Origin of the sequence: Pleomorphomonas carboxyditropha (assembly GCF_002770725.1) — a bacterium.
Classification (GTDB): domain Bacteria; phylum Pseudomonadota; class Alphaproteobacteria; order Rhizobiales; family Pleomorphomonadaceae; genus Pleomorphomonas; species Pleomorphomonas carboxyditropha.
Map to the genome: position 1 here is coordinate 1 of NZ_NQVN01000019.1, position 16,980 is coordinate 16,980.

Annotated in this window: 17 protein-coding genes; 3 read left to right on the forward strand and 14 right to left on the reverse strand. The window is 64.8% G+C overall.

Annotated features, from left to right (window positions below; genetic code table 11):
• The 7 genes from CJ014_RS20780 to CJ014_RS20810 all read right to left on the reverse strand — a co-directional run.
• Positions 1–217: PfkB family carbohydrate kinase (locus CJ014_RS20780; RefSeq protein WP_245427500.1), on the reverse strand; the 217-nt coding region annotated here is incomplete at its 3' end.
• A gap of 147 nt (positions 218–364) precedes the next feature.
• Positions 365–655 (reverse strand): putative quinol monooxygenase, encoded by a 291-nt coding sequence (locus CJ014_RS20785; RefSeq protein ID WP_100082418.1) that lies wholly within the window; start codon positions 653–655, stop codon positions 365–367.
• 40 nt (positions 656–695) lie between these two features.
• Positions 696–1,778 carry an ABC transporter ATP-binding protein gene (locus CJ014_RS20790; protein ID WP_100082419.1) on the reverse strand — a complete coding sequence of 361 codons (1,083 nt, stop codon included), beginning with the start codon at positions 1,776–1,778 and terminating at the stop codon, positions 696–698.
• 116 nt (positions 1,779–1,894) lie between these two features.
• Positions 1,895–3,937: an alpha-amylase family protein gene (locus CJ014_RS20795; protein WP_100082420.1), complete on the reverse strand. Its 2,043-nt coding sequence runs from the start codon at positions 3,935–3,937 to the stop codon at positions 1,895–1,897.
• A gap of 56 nt (positions 3,938–3,993) precedes the next feature.
• Complete coding sequence (locus CJ014_RS20800) at positions 3,994–4,839, reverse strand: carbohydrate ABC transporter permease (RefSeq protein ID WP_207765825.1); 846 nt, start codon at positions 4,837–4,839, stop codon at positions 3,994–3,996.
• Entirely contained in the window at positions 4,821–5,732 is a 912-nt protein-coding gene (locus tag CJ014_RS20805) for a carbohydrate ABC transporter permease (RefSeq protein ID WP_100082422.1), read from the reverse strand. Before CJ014_RS20805 ends, CJ014_RS20800 begins: the two co-directional genes overlap by 19 nt.
• 197 nt (positions 5,733–5,929) lie before the next feature.
• Complete coding sequence (locus tag CJ014_RS20810; RefSeq protein ID WP_207765826.1) at positions 5,930–7,138, reverse strand: ABC transporter substrate-binding protein; 1,209 nt, start codon at positions 7,136–7,138, stop codon at positions 5,930–5,932.
• Positions 7,139–7,371: 233 nt separating this feature from the next.
• Between CJ014_RS20810 and CJ014_RS20815 the strand changes: the two genes are divergently transcribed.
• From CJ014_RS20815 to CJ014_RS20825, 3 genes are all read left to right on the forward strand, one after another.
• Positions 7,372–8,412 (forward strand): LacI family DNA-binding transcriptional regulator, encoded by a 1,041-nt coding sequence (locus CJ014_RS20815; protein WP_100082424.1) that lies wholly within the window; start codon positions 7,372–7,374, stop codon positions 8,410–8,412.
• A 145-nt stretch (positions 8,413–8,557) separates the two neighbouring features.
• On the forward strand, positions 8,558–10,363 hold the full coding sequence (locus tag CJ014_RS20820; protein ID WP_425351946.1) for an adenine deaminase C-terminal domain-containing protein: 1,806 nt from the start codon (positions 8,558–8,560) through the stop codon (positions 10,361–10,363).
• Between the two features lie 233 nt (positions 10,364–10,596).
• Complete coding sequence (locus CJ014_RS20825; RefSeq protein WP_100082426.1) at positions 10,597–12,240, forward strand: Na+/H+ antiporter; 1,644 nt, start codon at positions 10,597–10,599, stop codon at positions 12,238–12,240.
• Positions 12,241–12,278: 38 nt separating this feature from the next.
• Here the strand turns inward: CJ014_RS20825 and CJ014_RS20830 are convergent, their stop codons facing one another.
• The 7 genes from CJ014_RS20830 to CJ014_RS20860 all read right to left on the reverse strand — a co-directional run bounded on the left by CJ014_RS20830 (position 12,279) and on the right by CJ014_RS20860 (position 16,771).
• Positions 12,279–12,665 (reverse strand): type II toxin-antitoxin system HicB family antitoxin, encoded by a 387-nt coding sequence (locus tag CJ014_RS20830; protein WP_100082427.1) that lies wholly within the window; start codon positions 12,663–12,665, stop codon positions 12,279–12,281.
• Positions 12,666–12,707: 42 nt separating this feature from the next.
• Complete coding sequence (locus CJ014_RS20835) at positions 12,708–12,917, reverse strand: type II toxin-antitoxin system HicA family toxin (protein ID WP_100082428.1); 210 nt, start codon at positions 12,915–12,917, stop codon at positions 12,708–12,710.
• An 89-nt stretch (positions 12,918–13,006) separates the two neighbouring features.
• Positions 13,007–14,050, reverse strand: coding sequence for a L,D-transpeptidase family protein (locus tag CJ014_RS20840; protein ID WP_118847937.1), 1,044 nt, complete (start codon positions 14,048–14,050; stop codon positions 13,007–13,009).
• A gap of 80 nt (positions 14,051–14,130) precedes the next feature.
• A complete protein-coding gene (locus tag CJ014_RS20845; protein WP_100082430.1) occupies positions 14,131–14,427 on the reverse strand; it encodes a HigA family addiction module antitoxin in 297 nt (98 codons plus the stop codon).
• A gap of 13 nt (positions 14,428–14,440) precedes the next feature.
• Positions 14,441–14,722, reverse strand: coding sequence for a type II toxin-antitoxin system RelE/ParE family toxin (locus CJ014_RS20850; protein ID WP_100082431.1), 282 nt, complete (start codon positions 14,720–14,722; stop codon positions 14,441–14,443).
• A 79-nt stretch (positions 14,723–14,801) separates the two neighbouring features.
• Positions 14,802–15,191, reverse strand: a complete 390-nt coding sequence (locus CJ014_RS20855; protein ID WP_165790927.1) for a type II toxin-antitoxin system HicB family antitoxin — start codon at positions 15,189–15,191, stop codon at positions 14,802–14,804.
• 356 nt (positions 15,192–15,547) lie between these two features.
• The gene (locus CJ014_RS20860; protein WP_133121896.1) at positions 15,548–16,771 is read right to left on the reverse strand and encodes a hypothetical protein; all 1,224 of its coding nucleotides are present in this window, start codon (positions 16,769–16,771) and stop codon (positions 15,548–15,550) included.
• Between the last annotated feature and the right edge of the window lie 209 nt (positions 16,772–16,980).

Sequence of the window (16,980 nt, forward strand, 5' to 3'; positions counted from 1 at the left end):
GCAGCGACACGCCGGAGGCGGCCAGGTGGTCGGCGATCATCGCGCCGAACATGTCGTTGGCGATGCCGCCGACGAAGCCGGTCAGCGCGCCGAGGCGCGACATGGCGACGGCGATGTTGAGGCAGGAGCCGCCGACCGCCGGCACGTAGGCGTCCCGGCCACCGGCCGACTTCACAGGCACGAAATCGATCAGTGCGTCGCCGCAGGATAGAAGCATCGCCATGTTCCCGGACGCTTGGTCTTAGAGCATTTCCGGCGAAAACAGGGTCGCCAAAAATGCTCTATCTCTTTGATTAGGCGCAATTTCGGACGCAAAACCGGTTCCCACTTTTGCTGAAATTGCACTAAATTGTCGGCCGCCCGGTCAGATCGCCCGGACGAAGGTCAGGGTCGACTGCCCGCCGACCGCCACGTCGGCCAGCCAGGCGTTGAAGCTCACGCTGTGCGGCGCGGCGATATGGCTTTCGAAAGCCGCCTGGTCGGCATAGGTCTCCACCACCTCGAAGCGATTGGGCTCGTCGCGATGGCGGAATACCTGGAACTGCCGGTTTCCGGGTTCCTGCCGCACCTTGACCGTGTGAAGGGTAAGACGGTCGGCGAGCGCGTCGGCCAGACCGTCCTTCGCTTCGAGATGGGCGATGAGCGAGACTTCCATGTTTTCCTCCGTCGGGACGATTCGGCCCGGTCGATGAGCCTCAGTTTTTCAGAACCGCGCAGTTGCGGCCGGCCGCATCGAACCACACGCCGGCACCGGGACGAACGGCGAGTTCGACCTCGTCGCCCGGCAGCACGCCCGGCCGCTCCCTCAGGACGACCGTCAACGCCTCGCCGTCGGAGACGCAGCGCAGCATGGTCTCGGCGCCGGTCGGCTCGATGACCACCACCTTTGCCCGCAAGCCGGAGCCGGGCGCCAGCGTGAGGTCTTCAGGCCGGATGCCGAAGGCGCCGGCGCCGGGCACGACCCCGCCGGCCACCTGTGGCGGCACCGCGAACACCGCGCCTTGCGCCGAGCGGAAGGAGGTACCCGTTTCCGTCTTTTCGAAGGCGCCTTCGAGCATGTTCATCGCCGGCGAGCCGATGAAGCCGCCGACGAAGCGGTTGGCCGGCCGATCGTAGAGTTCGAGCGGCGTGCCGACCTGCTCGATGCGGCCGGCGTTCATGACGACGATGCGGTCGGCCATGGTCATGGCTTCGACCTGATCGTGGGTGACGTAGACGGTGGTGGTCTTCAGGCGCTGCTGCAGCTCGCGGATTTCCGTCCGCATCTGGACGCGCAGCTTGGCGTCGAGATTGCTGAGCGGCTCGTCGAACAGGAACACCTTCGGATCGCGCACCAGGGCGCGGCCCATGGCAACGCGCTGGCGCTGGCCGCCCGACAGCTCGCGCGGGTAGCGCTTGAGATAGGCTTCCAGCCCCAGCATGGCGGCGGCCCTGTCCACCCGCTCATGGATGTCGGCCGGGGTGCGATGGGCAAGCTGCAACGCGAAGGCCATGTTGTCCTCCACCGTCATGTGCGGGTAGAGGGCGTAGTTCTGAAACACCATAGCGATGCCGCGGTCTTTCGGCGCTTCCCAGTTGACGACGCTGCCTCCGATCCGGACCTCGCCTTCGGTGATCGCCTCGAGGCCGGCGATCATCCTGAGCAAGGTCGATTTGCCGCAGCCCGATGGCCCGACGAGCACGATGAACTCGCCGTCGGCAATCTCGAGGTCGATCCCATGGACGACCTTCAGGCTGCCATAGCTCTTTTCGATTCCGTTGAGATTCAAGCTGGCCATCGGGGCCTCCTTTCTCGAGCAACGCGTGTTCCGACGAACGAAGGCGTTGCTCTACTTGCTTGTTGCCGCATCGTTTCTCGCGGAAAACCGGTTCCCACTTTTCCGCACGATGCTCCCTATGCGAACTCGACCACGATCATCTGGTGACCGTTCACCTCGGGAACCCGGATATCGATCCGGCCGGCAGCCTCGGTGAAGGCGAGCGGCGCCCCCTGCGGAGCGGCCGAGACGGACTTGACCGGCTTGTCGGCCCTGAGCGACACGTCGATGTCGTAGACCGGGATGACGTCCTCCACGACGTCGAACTCGCTGCCGCGCCGTTCGGGGATGTAGTGGAGAAGGTGCAGCACGGCGCGGTTCTTGTCGGGCTGCAGCATGTAGCCGCTCTCGATGGTGCTGGGGCCGTTGTGTCGGAACAGCGGCTGCGGCAGCAGCAGGTCGATCGCGTTGAGCAGGAGATGCTTGACCCAGAGCGGCGCGCATTCCTCGTACTGGCAGGCGATCGGGCTGGCGAAATAGATCAGCGAGCCCTTGCGGAACACCGCGCCGCCGCCGACCTTGCCGGACGACGGAGCCTGCAGGTGCGACATGTAGTGCTTGTACCTGCGATCGAAGAAGGGCTGGATGAAATCGGCGAGGCGCTCGACGCCTTCCTCGGAGCCGACGTCCATGCCGTGAAGATAGACCGGATGCTCGCACGGGCCGTAGTTGCGCTGCAACGCCGAGCCGGCGCGGACATACTGGGCGAAGTCGTGCCGCTCGTAGCGGCGGCCGCGCGCCAGCAAGCCCGTGTCGTCGATCGGCCCCTCCGACAGCACGCTGAGGCCCCACTCGGGCCGGGCGAACACGTCGCTGCCCGGCTTGAGGCCGGACTGGTAGCTCATGATGATGGCGCCGCCCTTGGCCTGATAGTCGGCCAGCTTCCGGGCGAACTGGTCGTCGACGCGGATGAAGTCGGGCAGGATCAGCAGCTTGTACTTGTCGAGCGACTGGGTGGTGTCGATGATGTCGAACTGGTGGCCGCCCTCCATCAACATGCGGGTGATGCCCTGGATGGCACGCGGCAGATCCATGACGCCGCCGCCGAGGAATTCCTCCGGATGCAGCACGCCGATGTCGACGGCCGGCTTGCAGCCGTCCAGCCAGGGCTCGCAGGCTTCGAGTTCACCGTAGACCTTGCCGACCAGTTCGTAGGTTTCGCGGTCGAGTTCGCCGCTCGGATGCAACTGGTCGCCGATCGAGCAGCCGGCGCCCTGCGCCACCATCCTGAACACCTCGTATTCCAGCGCTGCCAGGTTCTTCAGCGTATGAAAGTCGCCCCAGGTCGAGTGGAACTTGCCCGTCGTGCCGACGACGTCGGGACCGAGGGTGCGCGCGAAGCGGCCGGTGACCGGGAAATACATGTAGCCCCAGCCGCCGCTCGGCAGGGTTTCCAGCTCGAAATGGGTATAGGCCTTCGCCGCCTGCCGGTGCCGCATGCCGACATGGCCGCCGTTGAAGGTGACGGTCATCTTCGGATCGTAGCTGTGAACGAGCTCCGACAGCTCGATTTCATAGCGGTTGGCGTTCCAGAAGCCGAATTCCTCGCGGTCGCGCGGGTTGGCCGGGTCGAGGCCGCGCCGCTCCATCATCGCCATGCTGTAGGGATTGACGCAAACGTCCGGCCGGATGAAGTCGAAGTAGATGCCGTCGGGCGTGAAGCGCTTGAGAATGTCGCGGACATGGTCCTTGAACACGTCGGCATAGGGCGTCGACAGGCTGAGCTTGCGATAGAAGCCGGCTTCGAAGGGCGGCGTGCCCTCGAAGCTGCCGTCGGCATGCATCACCCGCCATTCGGGATGGCGATAGACGGTCAGCACGTCCCACTGGACGGTGGTATAGATCTCGACGTTGATGCCGGCCGCCTGGCAGGCGGCGACCTGCTCGGCCAGAAGGTCGCGCTTCAGGCCGGGATGGACCGGACCGAGGATCGTCTCGTCGCCGTGATAGTAGAGGAAGCCGTGGTGGCAGCGGGCGAACAGGATGATCGAGTTGACGTGCGCCTTCTTCAGTCTCGCCGCGAATTGCTCGCCGTCGAAGGCGTGACCGACCGAGCCGACCTGCTCGGCGGTGTGGAAGTCGAGGTGAATTTGGCGCAAGTGTCCGATATGGCTGAGCATGCGTGCTCCTCCTTGGGTAAGTGCTGGACGTGAGTTCGGGGGATGACGGGTGGTGACTAGCGGCCGCCGAGGCCGGAAAGCGCGATTCCCTTGACGAGGTATTTCTGCAGCGCGATGACCAGCAGGGCGCTCGGGATGACGGAGATGGTCGCCGCCGCCATCAACAGGTTCCACTGGTTGCCGGTCTGGCCGAGAAACATGTTGAGGCCGAGCGGCACGGTGGCCATGTTGACGTCGCTGACGATCAGCAGCGGCCAGAGGAAGCTGTTCCAGTAGCCGATGAAGGTAAACACGGCGAGCGTGCCCATGGCCGGCCGGGTCAGCGGCAGCAGGATGCGCCAGTAGACCGTCCAGATGCCGGCGCCGTCGATGGTGGCCGCCTCTTCCAGCTCGCGCGGCAGCGTCATGAAGAACTGGCGCAGCAGGAAGGTGCCGAAGGCGGTGAAGGCCCAGGGCATGATCAGGCCGGCGTAGCTGTTGATCCAGCCGAGCTCGCGCATGATCATGAACATCGGCACGACCAGTACCTCCTGCGGGATCATCAGCGTGCCGAGGTAGATCAGGAACACGCCGTCGCGGCCGCGCCAGTGCAGGCGGGAGAAGGCGAAGGCGGCCAGCGACGAACTGATCAGCACGATCGCCGTGCCGATACCCGACACCACGAGACCGTTGACGATGAAACGGCTGAACGGCAGGTAGTTCCAGGCGTCGATGAAGTTATGCCAGCGCAACTCGCTGCCGACGATGCGCGGCGGCACCGAAAAGACCTCCGCCGCCGGCTTCAGCGCCGTGGTGATCATCCAGAAGAAAGGGAAGATCATCACCACGGCCACGAGGGTGAGCAGCGTTTGCGACAGCGCCGCCTTCAGAGTCTTGCCCCGGTTCATGCGTAATGAACCCATTTCTTTTGTCCCCAGAATTGGATGGCGGTCACGAACATGATGACCAGGAACAGCATCCAGGCGATGGACGAGGCATATCCGAGGTCGTAGTTCTGGAAACCCTGCTGGTAGAGATAGAAGACGATGGTGGTCGTCGACGATCCCGGGCCGCCGCCGGTCAGGATGTAGGGTTGCTCGAACACCTTGAGGGCGGAGATCAGCGTCATCACCGTCGCGAAGAAGATGCTCGGGCTGATCATCGGAAAGGTGATGTGCCGGAAGCGCGTCCAGGCGTTGACGCCGTCGATTTCCGCCGCTTCGTAGATCGAGGCGGGAATGGCCTGGATGCCGGCGATGAAGATGATCATGTTGTAGCCGAAGCCGGCCCACACCGACATCAGGATCACCGAGGGCATGGCCCAGTTGGGCGAGCCCAGCCAGTTGGGCGCCTCTATGCCGATCGTCGCCAGCGCCGCCGCGAAAAGTCCGGTATCCGGCACGAACAGCAGGCGCCAGACCACCGAATTGGCGACCATCGGCGCCACCACCGGCAGGAAGAAGACGAACCGGAACAGGCCGGCGAAGCGGATGCCCGATGTCAGCCAGACGGCGAGACCGATGGACACCACCAGATTGAGGATGATGTAGCCGACCACGAAGTAGATCGTGTTGAAGCTGATCTGCCAGAACACCGGGTCCTGGGTGAACATCCGCAAGAAGTTCTTGAACCCGACGGCGACCGCGTCCCCGAGCAGCGGCCACTCGTAGAAGCTGATGACCAGCGAGGCGCTGATGGGGAAAATGGTGAAGACGAGAAAACCGATCAGGTTGGGGCCGAGAAAGCCGAGCACGGCCCATCGCCTGCGGCGGGCGGCAATCGTCTGATTGCGCTTTGGCGCCTGCACTTTGCCCATGGAGTCATATCCTTCGATGAAAGACGAAGCGCCTCGGAAATGCGCGGACGCCTGTCGTGCCTGCGCAGCTTACCGACTTTAGCTCCTGTTTCGGAGGATGGTGCGGCCCGTCCGTCGGACCGGGCAATGCGGCGGGGGGTGCCGATGTCATCGCCGGGTTTCGGGAGGAGACGGACGGGCCACGTCGTCGGTGCGGCTCAGTTGATCTGCGCCTGCACCTCTTTCAGGACGTCGGCCGGAGCCTTGGTGCCATTGAAGGCCTCCACCGCATATTGCTGCAACAACTGGGCGATGCGGTTCCAGCGCGGCGTGGTGCGATAGACGTTGACCGTCTTCAGCGCCGTGTCGATGGTCTCGCGGGCGCCTTCGACGCCGGCCACCTTGTACCAGTAGGCCTGCGCCTCCTTGTAGGCCGGGAAGCCGCGGCCGGATTCGGCGATATACTGCTGGGCCTCGGGCCCGATGATCACCGAAATCGCCTTGAAGGCCTCGGCCGGATGCTCGCAGGACCTGGTCACCCCGAAGCCGGTGCCGGACATGGTGGTGATCGACGTGCCGCCGAAGGCCGGCGTGGTGCCGATGCCAATGTCGAACTGGACGTTGGCCTTGGCATTGATCAGCTGCCACGGACCGTCGATATACATCGCCGCGTTGCCCGAGCGGAACTGGTCGGCCGGGTAGTTGGACGCGCCGGTCGCCGGCAGCGGCGGCGCCACGTGGTCCTTGCTGGCCAGCGCCGTTACCCAGGAGAAGCCCTCGACGACCTTGTCGTTGGTCAGGTCCGGACGGTTGTCGGCGATGTAGTCGCCGCCGATGCTGAGCACGAAGGGCAGCCACATGTCGGGCGTGCCGTCGGCGACGAAGCCGTATTTGCCGTCCTTGGTCAGCGCCTTGGCGGCGGCCACGAATTCGTCGACGCTCCAGCCCGGCTTCGGCTCGGGGATGCCGGCCTCGGCGAAGCGCGTCTTGTTGTAGTAGAGGACATAGGGACCGAGGTCGTAGGGCACGGCGAGCTGCTTGCCGTCTTGCTTGAGACCGTCGACGATCGACGGCTCGTAGGCCGAGATGTCGAAGCCGGCGTCCTCGAAGAACGGCGTCAGGTCGACGAACAGCTGTCCATAATCCGGCGCCCGCTGGGCCTGCAGGCCGGCGATGCAGGCGAGATCGTTGGCGGCCGCCTGCGTCGCCAGCTTGTTGTAGTAGTCGCGGAAGGCCGTGCTTTCGAACTTCACGGTGATCGCCGGATATTTCTCATGGACCATGTCGGCAAGATGGTTCCAGACGGCGATTTCCGCCTGCGAATCGGCGGACATCGCCCACCGCAGCGTGACCGGTGAATCCTGGGCGACCGCCAGGGACACTGACGCCACTGAGGCAGCCAGAGCCAGCAGCAATGAATGCTTCACTTTTAACCCTCCCAAAACCAGTGCCAACGCTCCATTCGCTGACAACGTTGTACGTTTTAAACTCCGAAATTTCGGCCGTCAATAGGCATTTCTCGGCGCATATATGGCGAAATATCAGGAAGGAGACATTTCTGTGTGTACAACGTTGTCTATGCTATGACGGGTATCCACTTCTTTGCTATTAGAGGGTGAGAAAGGCGGCGCCGGCATATCGCCCGGCGAGGACACAAGCCATGAATCGAAGCTCCAGCCATTCGGGCGGCAGGCCGCAGCCGGCGACGATGAAGGACGTGGCACGCGTGGCCGGCGTCGCACTGAAGACGGTGTCGCGAGTGGTCAACGATGAGCCCGGCGTCAGCCCTCCCGTGCGCAAGAAGGTCAAGGCTGTCATCGCCGAACTCGGCTACCGGCGCAACGACAATGCCCGGGTGCTGCGCATAGGCACGACCCACAGCATAGGCTTCATCTGCGAGGACCTCGGCGAGCCCTTCGTGTCGCAACTGATCCGGGCCATCGAGAGCGTCAGCATCGAAAACAGCTCCATGCTGATCGTCGCGGCGACTGGCGGCGATCTGGAACGGGAGCAGGAGGCGGTGCGGGCGTTGGCGTCCCGGCAGGTCGACGGCCTGATCATCGCGCCGACCGCCCACGAGCAACCCTATCTCGGCCGCGAACTGGGCAATGGACTGCCGGTGGTGTTCGTCGATCGGCCGTCGCTGCATCATCAGGTGGACGCCGTGTTGACCGACAACCACGCCGGCGCCCAGATGGCAACACGCCAGCTCCTGCAATATGGCCATCGCCGCATCGCCTTCTTCAGCAATGCCGATCAGCTGTTCACGCAGGTGGAGCGCATCGACGGTTACCGGCAAGCTCTCTCGGCCGAGGGCGCCCCTTTCGACGAGGCCCTGGTCTGCTCGGCCTCCGGCAACCCCGGCGCCACGCTGGCCTCCCTGCAAAAGATGCTCGCCCTCGCCGAGCCGGTCACCGCGGCGATTACCGGCGATTCCCTTTGCACCTATGCCTTGCTCAGGGCCTTCAAGGCGGTCGGCCGGCACCTGCCGCTGATCGGCTTCGACGATTTCCCGCTGGCCGATCTCCTGGAGCCGGGCATCTCCGTTATTGAGCAGAACCCGTTCGATATCGGGCGCGTCGCCACCCAGCTCCTGTTCCGCAGGATTGCCGGCGACACTTCTCCGCCCCAGACGATCAAGCTCGGCACCCGGCTGATCCAGCGCGGATCGGGCGAAGTCGGCCTGCCCATCAATTCATAGAGGAATCGGCGAGCGTTCCGGCTTCAACATCGGCTCCCGCGACTTTTGGCTTGAAACCCTTCCCCCTGCCGCTACCATGGCTCGGCCCCGATCGGGCCGACCGGTCGGGGCTTTTTGAAACGAGCCCGAGGTCCGGATGTCCAGCATTGCCAAGCCGACGCGTTTTTCCGTAGAGCCCCTGCACCGCCTGACCCGCCGCCTCGCCGACGTGGCGTCCGGCCGCGCCGAACCCGACCTCGTCATCGCCGGCGCCCGCGTCCTCTCCACCTATTCCGACCGCATCCTGACCGACCGCGAGGTCTGGGTGGCCGGCGGCCGCATCGCCGCCGTCAAGCCGGCCGGCAGCTACCGGGGCGGCTCTGCCGTGATCTACGACGCCCACGGCGGCATCGTCGGCCCCGGCCTCGTCGACCCGCACATCCACATCGAAAGCTCGATGGTGACGGCCTGCGCCTATGCCGAGGCGGCGCTCCTCAACGGCACCACCACCATCTTCTGCGACAGCCACGAGATCGGCAACGTCATGGATGTCGCCGGCATCGAGGCGATGATGGAGGACGCCCGCGAGGCGCCGCTCTCCATCTTCCACACGCTGGCCTCCACCGTGCCGGCCACCTCGCCGGAGCTGGAGACGGCCGGCGGCGACCTGACGGCCGACAAGATCGCCGCCCTGTTCGACAAGTGGCCCGAAGCCGTGGCGCTGGGCGAAAAGATGGACTTCGTGCCGGTCACCATGGGCGACGAACGCAGCCACGCCATCATCGCCGCCGCCCTCAGTCGCGGCCGGCCGGTCTCCGGCCACGTCTACGGCCGCGAGTTCGTCGCCGCCTATGCGGCAGCCGGCGTCACCGACACCCACGAGGCGGTCGACCGCGACATCGCCGACGACCTGCTGGAAGCCGGCGTCTGGATCTTCCTGCGCGGCGGCCCGCCGACCACGCCCTGGCACTCGCTGCCCGAGGCGATCAAGACCATGACCGAGCTCGGCGCCTCGCCGCGCCGCATCGCCGTCTGCACCGACGACCGCGACGCCGAGGACCTGCTGGCCTTCGGCCTCGACTGGGTGGTGCGGCAGGCCTACAAGATCGGCGTGCCGCGCACCACCGCTTGGGCGATGGGCTCGATCTCGCCGGCCACCCGCTACGCCATGGACGGCGAGATCGGCGGCCTCGGCGGCGGCCGGCGCGCCGACCTGGTGCTGCTCGACGACGACCTGGTGCCGCAGTCGACCTGGTACGGCGGCGAGCTGATGGTCGACCGCCGCTCGATCACCCCGGCGCTGGAGGCGACGCTGGAAACCCGCTACCGCTATCCGGACGCTGCCTACGCCACCATCCACTTGCCGAAGGCGCTGAAGCTGACGCCGGAGCTGCCGACCGCGCCGGTGACCGCCAACGTCATCCGCACCGAGCTGCCGGGCATCGTGCTGAAGCACGTCAGGCTGACGCTCGAGCCGGCCAACGACTGGCAGACGCTGTTCGACCGCCATGACCTCGCCTTCGTCACCGTCGTCGAGCGGCACGGCAAGTCGGACGGCAACGTCGCCCGCGGCCTTTTGCAGAACTTCGGCCTGAAGCACGGCGCCGTCGCCTCCTCGGTCGGCCACGACAGCCACAACGTCATCGTCGCCGGCACCAACGAGGCCGACATGCGCGTGGCGCTCGACGCCATTGAGGCCGAGCGCGGCGGCATCTGCGTCGTCCGCGACGGCGCGGTGACGGCCATGGTGCCGCTGCCGGTGGCCGGCCTGATGTCCGACAAGCGGGTGCATCTGGTCGCCGGCGAGGTGCAGGCGCTGAAGGTGGAGTGGGAGAAGGCCGGCTGCACCCTGCCCTACATGGGCTTCAACCTGATCCCGCTGTCGGTCATCCCGGAAATCCGCATCACCGACAAGGGGATGGTGCTGGTGCCGGAAATGACCCAGGTGCCGCTGTTCGAGGCGGCGGAGTGAAGGGGCGCCCCGCCTGAGCGGCGAAAAGAGGAATTATATAATAAAAACATATATATAAACTGTCATCCTCCGCGAAGGCGGAGGACTTCGGGCAGAATAAGGCAAGCGGCTGATATAGCTCTCCTCCGATCGGGGGAGCCGGATATTTCCCTCGCGCCCCTTCCTGCCCGAGATGGTCCGCCTGCGCGGACCATGACAAATCGTGTGTCGGCCAGCACAAACCGGGATAGCGCATGGAAACGGTCTCGATCGCACTGGTTCTCCTGCTGGCCGTCGTGGTCAGCGGCACGCTGGCGCGCATGTCGCCCATCGCCCTGCCGCTTCCCTTGTTCCAGATCGCCCTCGGCGCCGCCATCGCCTCGGTGGCCAATCTCGGCGTCGAATTGCAGCCGGACCTGTTCTTCCTGCTGTTCCTGCCGCCGCTGCTGTTCCTCGACGGCTGGCGCATCCCCAAGGAGGGGCTGTTCCGCGACAAGGGCATGATCCTGGAGCTCGCCCTCGGCCTCGTCGTCTTCACGGTGGTCGGCGTCGGCCTGTTCATCAACTGGCTGATCCCGTCGATGCCCTTGGCGGTGGCCTTCGCGCTCGCCGCCATCGTCTCGCCCACCGACCCGATCGCCGTTTCCGCCATCGCCGCCCGGGCGCCGATCCCCAAGCGGCTGATGCACATCCTCGAAGGCGAATCCCTGCTCAACGACGCCTCGGGCCTCGTCTGCATGCGCTTTGCCGTGGCGGCGGCGCTGACCGGCGCCTTCTCGCTGCCCGAGGCCTTCGTGACGTTCCTCTGGCTGGCCATCGGCGGCATCGCCATCGGCACCGCCGTCACCTGGGGAGCGATGAAGGCCAAGAACTGGCTGTCGCGGCACTTCGGCGAGGACAGCGGCTCGCAGATCCTGGTCAGCCTGCTCATTCCCTTCGCCAGCTACCTGCTGGCCGAGCACCTGCACTGCTCGGGCATTCTCGCCGCCGTCGCCGCCGGCATCACCATGAGCTACGCCGAGCAGTCCGGCCAGGCGCTCGCCGTCACCCGCGTCCGCCGCAGCGCCGTCTGGGACACCGTGCAGTTCACGGCCAACGGCATCATCTTCGTGCTGCTCGGCGAGCAACTGCCCCAGATCGTCGCCGGCGCGGCGCGGGTCGTCGAGGAAACCGGCCACCACGATCCGGCGTGGCTGGTGATCTACATCGTGGCGATCAACCTGGCGCTGGCCGCCCTGCGACTCCTGTGGGTGTGGACCTCGCTGCGCTTCATCCTGTTCAAAGCGGCGCGCCGCGGCAAGACCTTGGCCAAGCCGAGCTGGCGCCTGGTGGTGGCCACCTCGCTGGCCGGCGTGCGCGGCGCCATCACGCTGGCCGGCGTGCTGACGCTGCCGCTGGCGATGAACGACGGCTCGCCCTTCCCGGCCCGCGACCTCGCCATCCTGCTCGCCGCCGGCGTGATCATCGTGTCGCTGGTGGCGGCCAGCATCGGGCTGCCGCATCTGCTTGGGAACCTCGAGCTGCCGCCCGAGCCGTCGAACCAGGAGGAGGAGGACGGCGCCCGCACGGCGGCGGCCCAGGCGGCGATCCGCGCCATCGAAGAGGCGCAGCACCGGATGGGCGAAGGCCGCGCCGACGCCGACCTCTACATCGACGCCGGCGCCCGCATCATGGAGCTCTACCGCCAGCGCATCGACGGCCGCGCCAAGACCGGCGACGAACGCGACCTCGCCCGCAAGATCGACGAAATCGAGCGCAAGCTCCGCCTCGCCGGCCTACGCGCCGAGCGCGACGAAATCTACCGCAACGCCCGCGCCCGCAAGATCTCCGACGAGGCGGCCCGCAAGCTGGTCAGGGAAATCGACCTCCTGGAAGCGCGTTTCGGGCCGGCGACGTAGGCTCAAATGAGACGAGGCAAGGCGCCGATATCGCGCCTTCACGCCCTCAGGCTGGCGCGGACGGCCTCGGCGATTTTGCCCGATCGGGTGGCGCCGCTTGCCTGGGCCGATCGATCGAGAGCGGCGAGCAGGTGCTCGTCCATGGTGATCTGCACCCGCACCGACTTTCCCGGCAAATCCACCGGCACCGCCACGATAATGGCTCCCTCGGCATCCTCCGCCCGTCGGATATCGTCGGCCGAGCGAACGACGGGAAGCGCCTCGCCATCCTCGACCATGCCCTCGACATGAAAAGTCAGGGCCATTGCGCCCCGGACGATGACCTCGTCGAGGCTGTTCGCCGTCGAGATGCAGCCGGGAAAATCCGGGAAGGAAATGCCGAAAACGCCATCTTCTTCATGAACGAGCGCGATGACGTGGGCCATGTGAACCTCCTTGTTCCGATGCCCATGGCAAGCGGGAGAGGATCACCACTCCCAGCCAGCCTGCGTGTAGATCGACTTCAGGGTGCCGGTCGGTATGTCCCGCGTGCCGGTGTCGATGGTCACCCGGCCGGAGCGTGCCGGGTGCTTGTATTGCACGTGATCACCCGGCCCCTTGCGAACGATAATCCAGCCTTCGGCGGCGAGCCGCTTCTCGACATCCCGTCGCCTGTTGCTGTGCTCGCTGCGTCCCATCGTTCGCCTCGCCGATGTGGTGTATTTATACACATGACTGTCCGAGATCAAGATGCAGGGACGCGAGCATCCCGATCGGAAACCACAGATCAGCTATTGCCGCCGACCATCCGCGTCAGCACGTCCGGCGTGAAGGGATCGGCCAGCGCCGCGTCGGGGCGGCTGACCGGTGTCTTTTCCGACGTCATCTTGGAGAGCCTGGCCGCGCCCTTGTCCTGGAGGATCGCCCGGAAGGCCGGGTGCATGCCGCCGTCGACATAGGACATGGCCGGCAGGTTGGGGTTGGCATCGGCGATCGCCTTGGCGGCGGCATCGTCCCTCGCCGCCTTGGCGGCGACGGCGGCGGTGAGCGCCGGGTCCACCTCCAGCGGCGGACAGGCGGCGAGCGGATCGGCCTGGGGGTCGAGGCCCTTGGCGTTGAACACGTAGCGGCGGCCGCAATAGCCGACCTTCGGCTCCTGCCGCGTCAGCTCGAAGGCGTCGCTGCCCTCCTTGAGGTTGCGCCAGAACGGCATGTTCGGGTCGCTCCGGTGCAGGGCGAGGTTGGCCGGCGTCATGCGGAAGGGCAGCGCCTCCACCTGGAAGGCTGCCTGGCCGCCCTTGAACGCCTCGCGCGCCACGGCGTAGATCTCGAACGCCGCGTCGTCGGTCACCGCGTAGCAGCCGCGCGACGAGCAGGCGCCGTGGATCATCAGGGCCGAGCCCTGGTAGCCGAGCGCCGCCTCCAGACGGTTGGGGAAGCCGAGGTTGAAGGAGAGGTAGTAGCGGCTGTCCGGGTTCATCTGCGCCGGCGCGATGGCATAGAAGCCCTCCGGCGTCTGGCGGTCGCCCTCCACCGTCTTCGGCCCCAGCTTTCCCGACCAGCGGCAGATCGGATAGGTCTTGAGCAGCGCGTAGCGGCCGTCGCGGCCCATCTTCCAGAGCTCGAGCTCGCTTTCCTGCTTGAAGACGCGGATCAGGATCGGCGCGGCGGCGCCGAGGCCGCGGCTGTTCATCTCGGACAGCAATTTTGCCGGTATCGGCCGCTCCGACCGCTTGAGGTCGTAGCCGAACAGCGCGCAGCCGGACAGGGCCAGCATGGCGCCGAGAAGGAACGCGGCCGAACGCAATCTTGTCACAGGCAAACCCTTCATCGAGCCGGTTTCACCGGCGCGCCCTGCGCCCCGACACGCGGAATGCGCTATCCCAACCGGACGTGATTTGGCAACCGCGATCAGGCCGCCGCGCGCGGCTGGATGCGGTCCAGCACGTCGGCCATTTCCTCGGCGGCGGTGCTCAGATCGTATTTGGCCTGCATGTTCATGAACCACTGCGGATCGACACCGAAGAAGCGGCCGAGCCGCAGGGCGATGCTGGCGGTGATACCCTGCCGGCCGCGGCAGATTTCATTGATGCGGCTGCGCGGAACATCGATCGCCTTCGCCAGCGCATAGACGGAAATCCCCATCGGCTCCAGGAATTCGTGCCTGAGGACGATGCCGGGGTGCGGCAGCGGAATTTCGCGGGCCATGATCGGGGCCTCCTCAATGGTAGTCGCAGAATTCGACGTCGTGGGCATCGCCATCCTTCCAGACGAAACAGATGCGCCACTGGTCGTTGACGCGGATCGAATGCTGGCCCTTCCGGTCGCCGGACAGAGCTTCAAGACGGTTGCCCGGCGGCACTCGGAGATCATCGAGCCGCGTCACGGTGTCGATCAGAAAGAGCTTGGAGACCGCCCGCCGAAGCACATCGGCGGGTACGCCCTTGACGGCCACGCCCTGATTGAGGCTGGCGGTTCGGCGATCCCGAAAGCTCTTGATCATGGCCAAACGTACAAGAAAGTTGTACGTCCGTCAATATAAGAGGAGCGACGCGTTGGTCAACGCCGGCCACCTCGGCGGGCTATACCCTCAGGCTGGCGCGGATGGCTTCGGCGATCTTGTCCGATCGGGTGGTGCCGCTCGCCTTGGCGGAGCGGTCGAGCGCGGCGAGCAGGTGCTCGTTGAGGCTGATCTGCACCGGGATGGACTTTCCCGGCATGTCCACCGGCACCGCGACGATGATCGCTTCGCGAATTTCCAGCGTCCGGCGAATGTCGTCGATCGTCCGCAACGCCGGAAGGGTCTGGCTGTTCTCGCCGAGGGTCTTCACGTGCGCGGCCAGCGCGACGGCCGCCCGGGCGATCGCGTCGTTGAGGTTGCTCGCGGCCGAGACGCAACCGGGGAAGTCCGGGAAGGACACGCCAAAACTGCTGTTTTCTTCTTCGTGGATGAGCGCGACGGCGTAGGCCATATGAGCCTCCTGGCTCGAATGTCGGAACGAAGGGGTGGTTCGGCGAGGAAAAAAGGACCGGCCACGAAAAGCCTGAAAGCTCCCTCGTGAACCGGAGACCGCTCGGACCGGAACGGCGCGCCCGATTTCGGCCCGAGACAGTGAACGGTCGCAAAACATGGTAAACAAAACCTCAACATGACGCTAAAGCTCATTTATTCATCAGGACGCTTCCTTGCCGCGGTGCTGAATGCGGCCACCGGTCGGGATACTGGCATGTGGAGGCACGTATGCATCTCGCGAACGACTGTCGGATGCTGGCAAAGCCCTTGCGGAAACGACCGTACACGATGGGAAAGAACGTCCGATCGCTCACACTATCGGACACACGCCGGTTCCCTGCCGCTCAGCTTTGCCGGTACGGGAGCAAGGCGCGCATCACTGAACCCAAAATCCGACGCCTTCTGTCCCGTCCGTCTTCTCCAGCCTGAAAGCTCGCCTTTCAGTTGGGTCGGAATTTCGGACTGGTTCACTTTCAACTCGATAAGCTTCTGGTCGGTCAGTTCATTTTCACCGATGCCATCGATATAAAATGCGACATCCCGGGCGAGACGGTCACCTATCATCTGAGTATTGCCGCCCTGAAAGTTGGCCGCGATGGCGCGCCGCCTTTCAGCGGCACTCAAAGAGCGCTCCAGGCGGCGTTGGATTTCGGCGACAGCATTGAGGGCGGCGTCCGTTTTCGCTTGGCGCACATCCATCTGTACCGCCCGATCTAGGAAAAAAGCGTAGTCGACTTCCGTCGGCTGCCAACAATGAGCCCAGTAGGAACGATAAAAATCCGCGATCGCTTCTGGTATGCCAGCAGTGCCGCTCGCCCCCATAAGGTCATCGTAGGCCGAGCGGACGGCGCGATCATCTCCCAGCTTGACGAACCCTTCCTTCCAAATCCGCCGACGCGCCGGATCGGCCATGACCGCCGCGATAACCTTGGTGGTAGCCTTTTCCGTTCTTGTCGCCATAAATCTGCGCGCTTCGGACGCTTCCGATCCGAAGGCGGCGTCGATCAACGGCTTGTTGTCCCGATCAATGATCTTAAGAATTCGCTGGACCTGGAAAGCTTGGCCAGAGGTGGCGCCCTGCGGTCCCCAGGTCATGATGCCGGGATCGGTGGTTCCAAGGTTGAACTCAATGTCGGTGTAGTCCGTGGCCTCGTTTCCCAACGACATGATGTAGGCGCGCTGAACAACGGTGGGCGGCGGGACGCTTGGCGCCACAAGCTGCCATAGCGTAGCCGTCACAGCGCCTGTCGTCTCGGCCCTAGTGTTGCGGAGGCTTGGAAAGCGACCACAGGCAGCGACCGCCTGCACAAGCCGGGTTACGTTTCTTCCGATGATATGGTCGGGTCGGCCGAATTTACTCGTGTCGAGATCGCATTTTTCAGCCGCCGCGCCAAACAGGCCCTTCTGAAACTCGGCGACTGGACCGTATTTGCTGTCTTTGATGAGAATACCGGGCCGTGCCTGAAAAAGAACGATATCTTCAGCATTCGCCGAATACATCAATGCAAACAAGATTGGCAAAGACATTGCTGCACGCATTCATACCCCCTAAGTCGTCATGAGTTCGGCATACTTGACGCAAAACAAGACAACGCTTGAGCATGCGAAATTAAGCCCCAAATAAATGAATCTGAGCTGCATTGAATATAGATTTTGACAAATGCCTCAGGACTACATTGACCTCGGATCAACGCGCCCAAACCGGGCACAAGATATAGTAAGTAAAGTTACTATGCAACTTGAAAGTG

Coding starts and splice junctions, on each gene's coding strand:
- CJ014_RS20790 (WP_100082419.1), bottom strand. CDS start 1,778: ATGGCCAGCTTGAATCTCAACGGAATCGAAAAGAGCTATGGCAGCCTG.
- CJ014_RS20835 (WP_100082428.1), bottom strand. CDS start 12,917: ATGGGACGCAGCGAGCACAGCAACAGGCGACGGGATGTCGAGAAGCGG.
- CJ014_RS20805 (WP_100082422.1), bottom strand. CDS start 5,732: ATGGGCAAAGTGCAGGCGCCAAAGCGCAATCAGACGATTGCCGCCCGC.
- CJ014_RS20840 (WP_118847937.1), bottom strand. CDS start 14,050: ATGAAGGGTTTGCCTGTGACAAGATTGCGTTCGGCCGCGTTCCTTCTC.
- CJ014_RS20800 (WP_207765825.1), bottom strand. CDS start 4,839: ATGGGTTCATTACGCATGAACCGGGGCAAGACTCTGAAGGCGGCGCTG.
- CJ014_RS20850 (WP_100082431.1), bottom strand. CDS start 14,722: ATGATCAAGAGCTTTCGGGATCGCCGAACCGCCAGCCTCAATCAGGGC.
- CJ014_RS20860 (WP_133121896.1), bottom strand. CDS start 16,771: ATGCGTGCAGCAATGTCTTTGCCAATCTTGTTTGCATTGATGTATTCG.
- CJ014_RS20815 (WP_100082424.1), top strand. CDS start 7,372: ATGAATCGAAGCTCCAGCCATTCGGGCGGCAGGCCGCAGCCGGCGACG.
- CJ014_RS20825 (WP_100082426.1), top strand. CDS start 10,597: ATGGAAACGGTCTCGATCGCACTGGTTCTCCTGCTGGCCGTCGTGGTC.
- CJ014_RS20845 (WP_100082430.1), bottom strand. CDS start 14,427: ATGGCCCGCGAAATTCCGCTGCCGCACCCCGGCATCGTCCTCAGGCAC.
- CJ014_RS20785 (WP_100082418.1), bottom strand. CDS start 655: ATGGAAGTCTCGCTCATCGCCCATCTCGAAGCGAAGGACGGTCTGGCC.
- CJ014_RS20830 (WP_100082427.1), bottom strand. CDS start 12,665: ATGGCCCACGTCATCGCGCTCGTTCATGAAGAAGATGGCGTTTTCGGC.
- CJ014_RS20855 (WP_165790927.1), bottom strand. CDS start 15,191: ATGGCCTACGCCGTCGCGCTCATCCACGAAGAAGAAAACAGCAGTTTT.
- CJ014_RS20795 (WP_100082420.1), bottom strand. CDS start 3,937: ATGCTCAGCCATATCGGACACTTGCGCCAAATTCACCTCGACTTCCAC.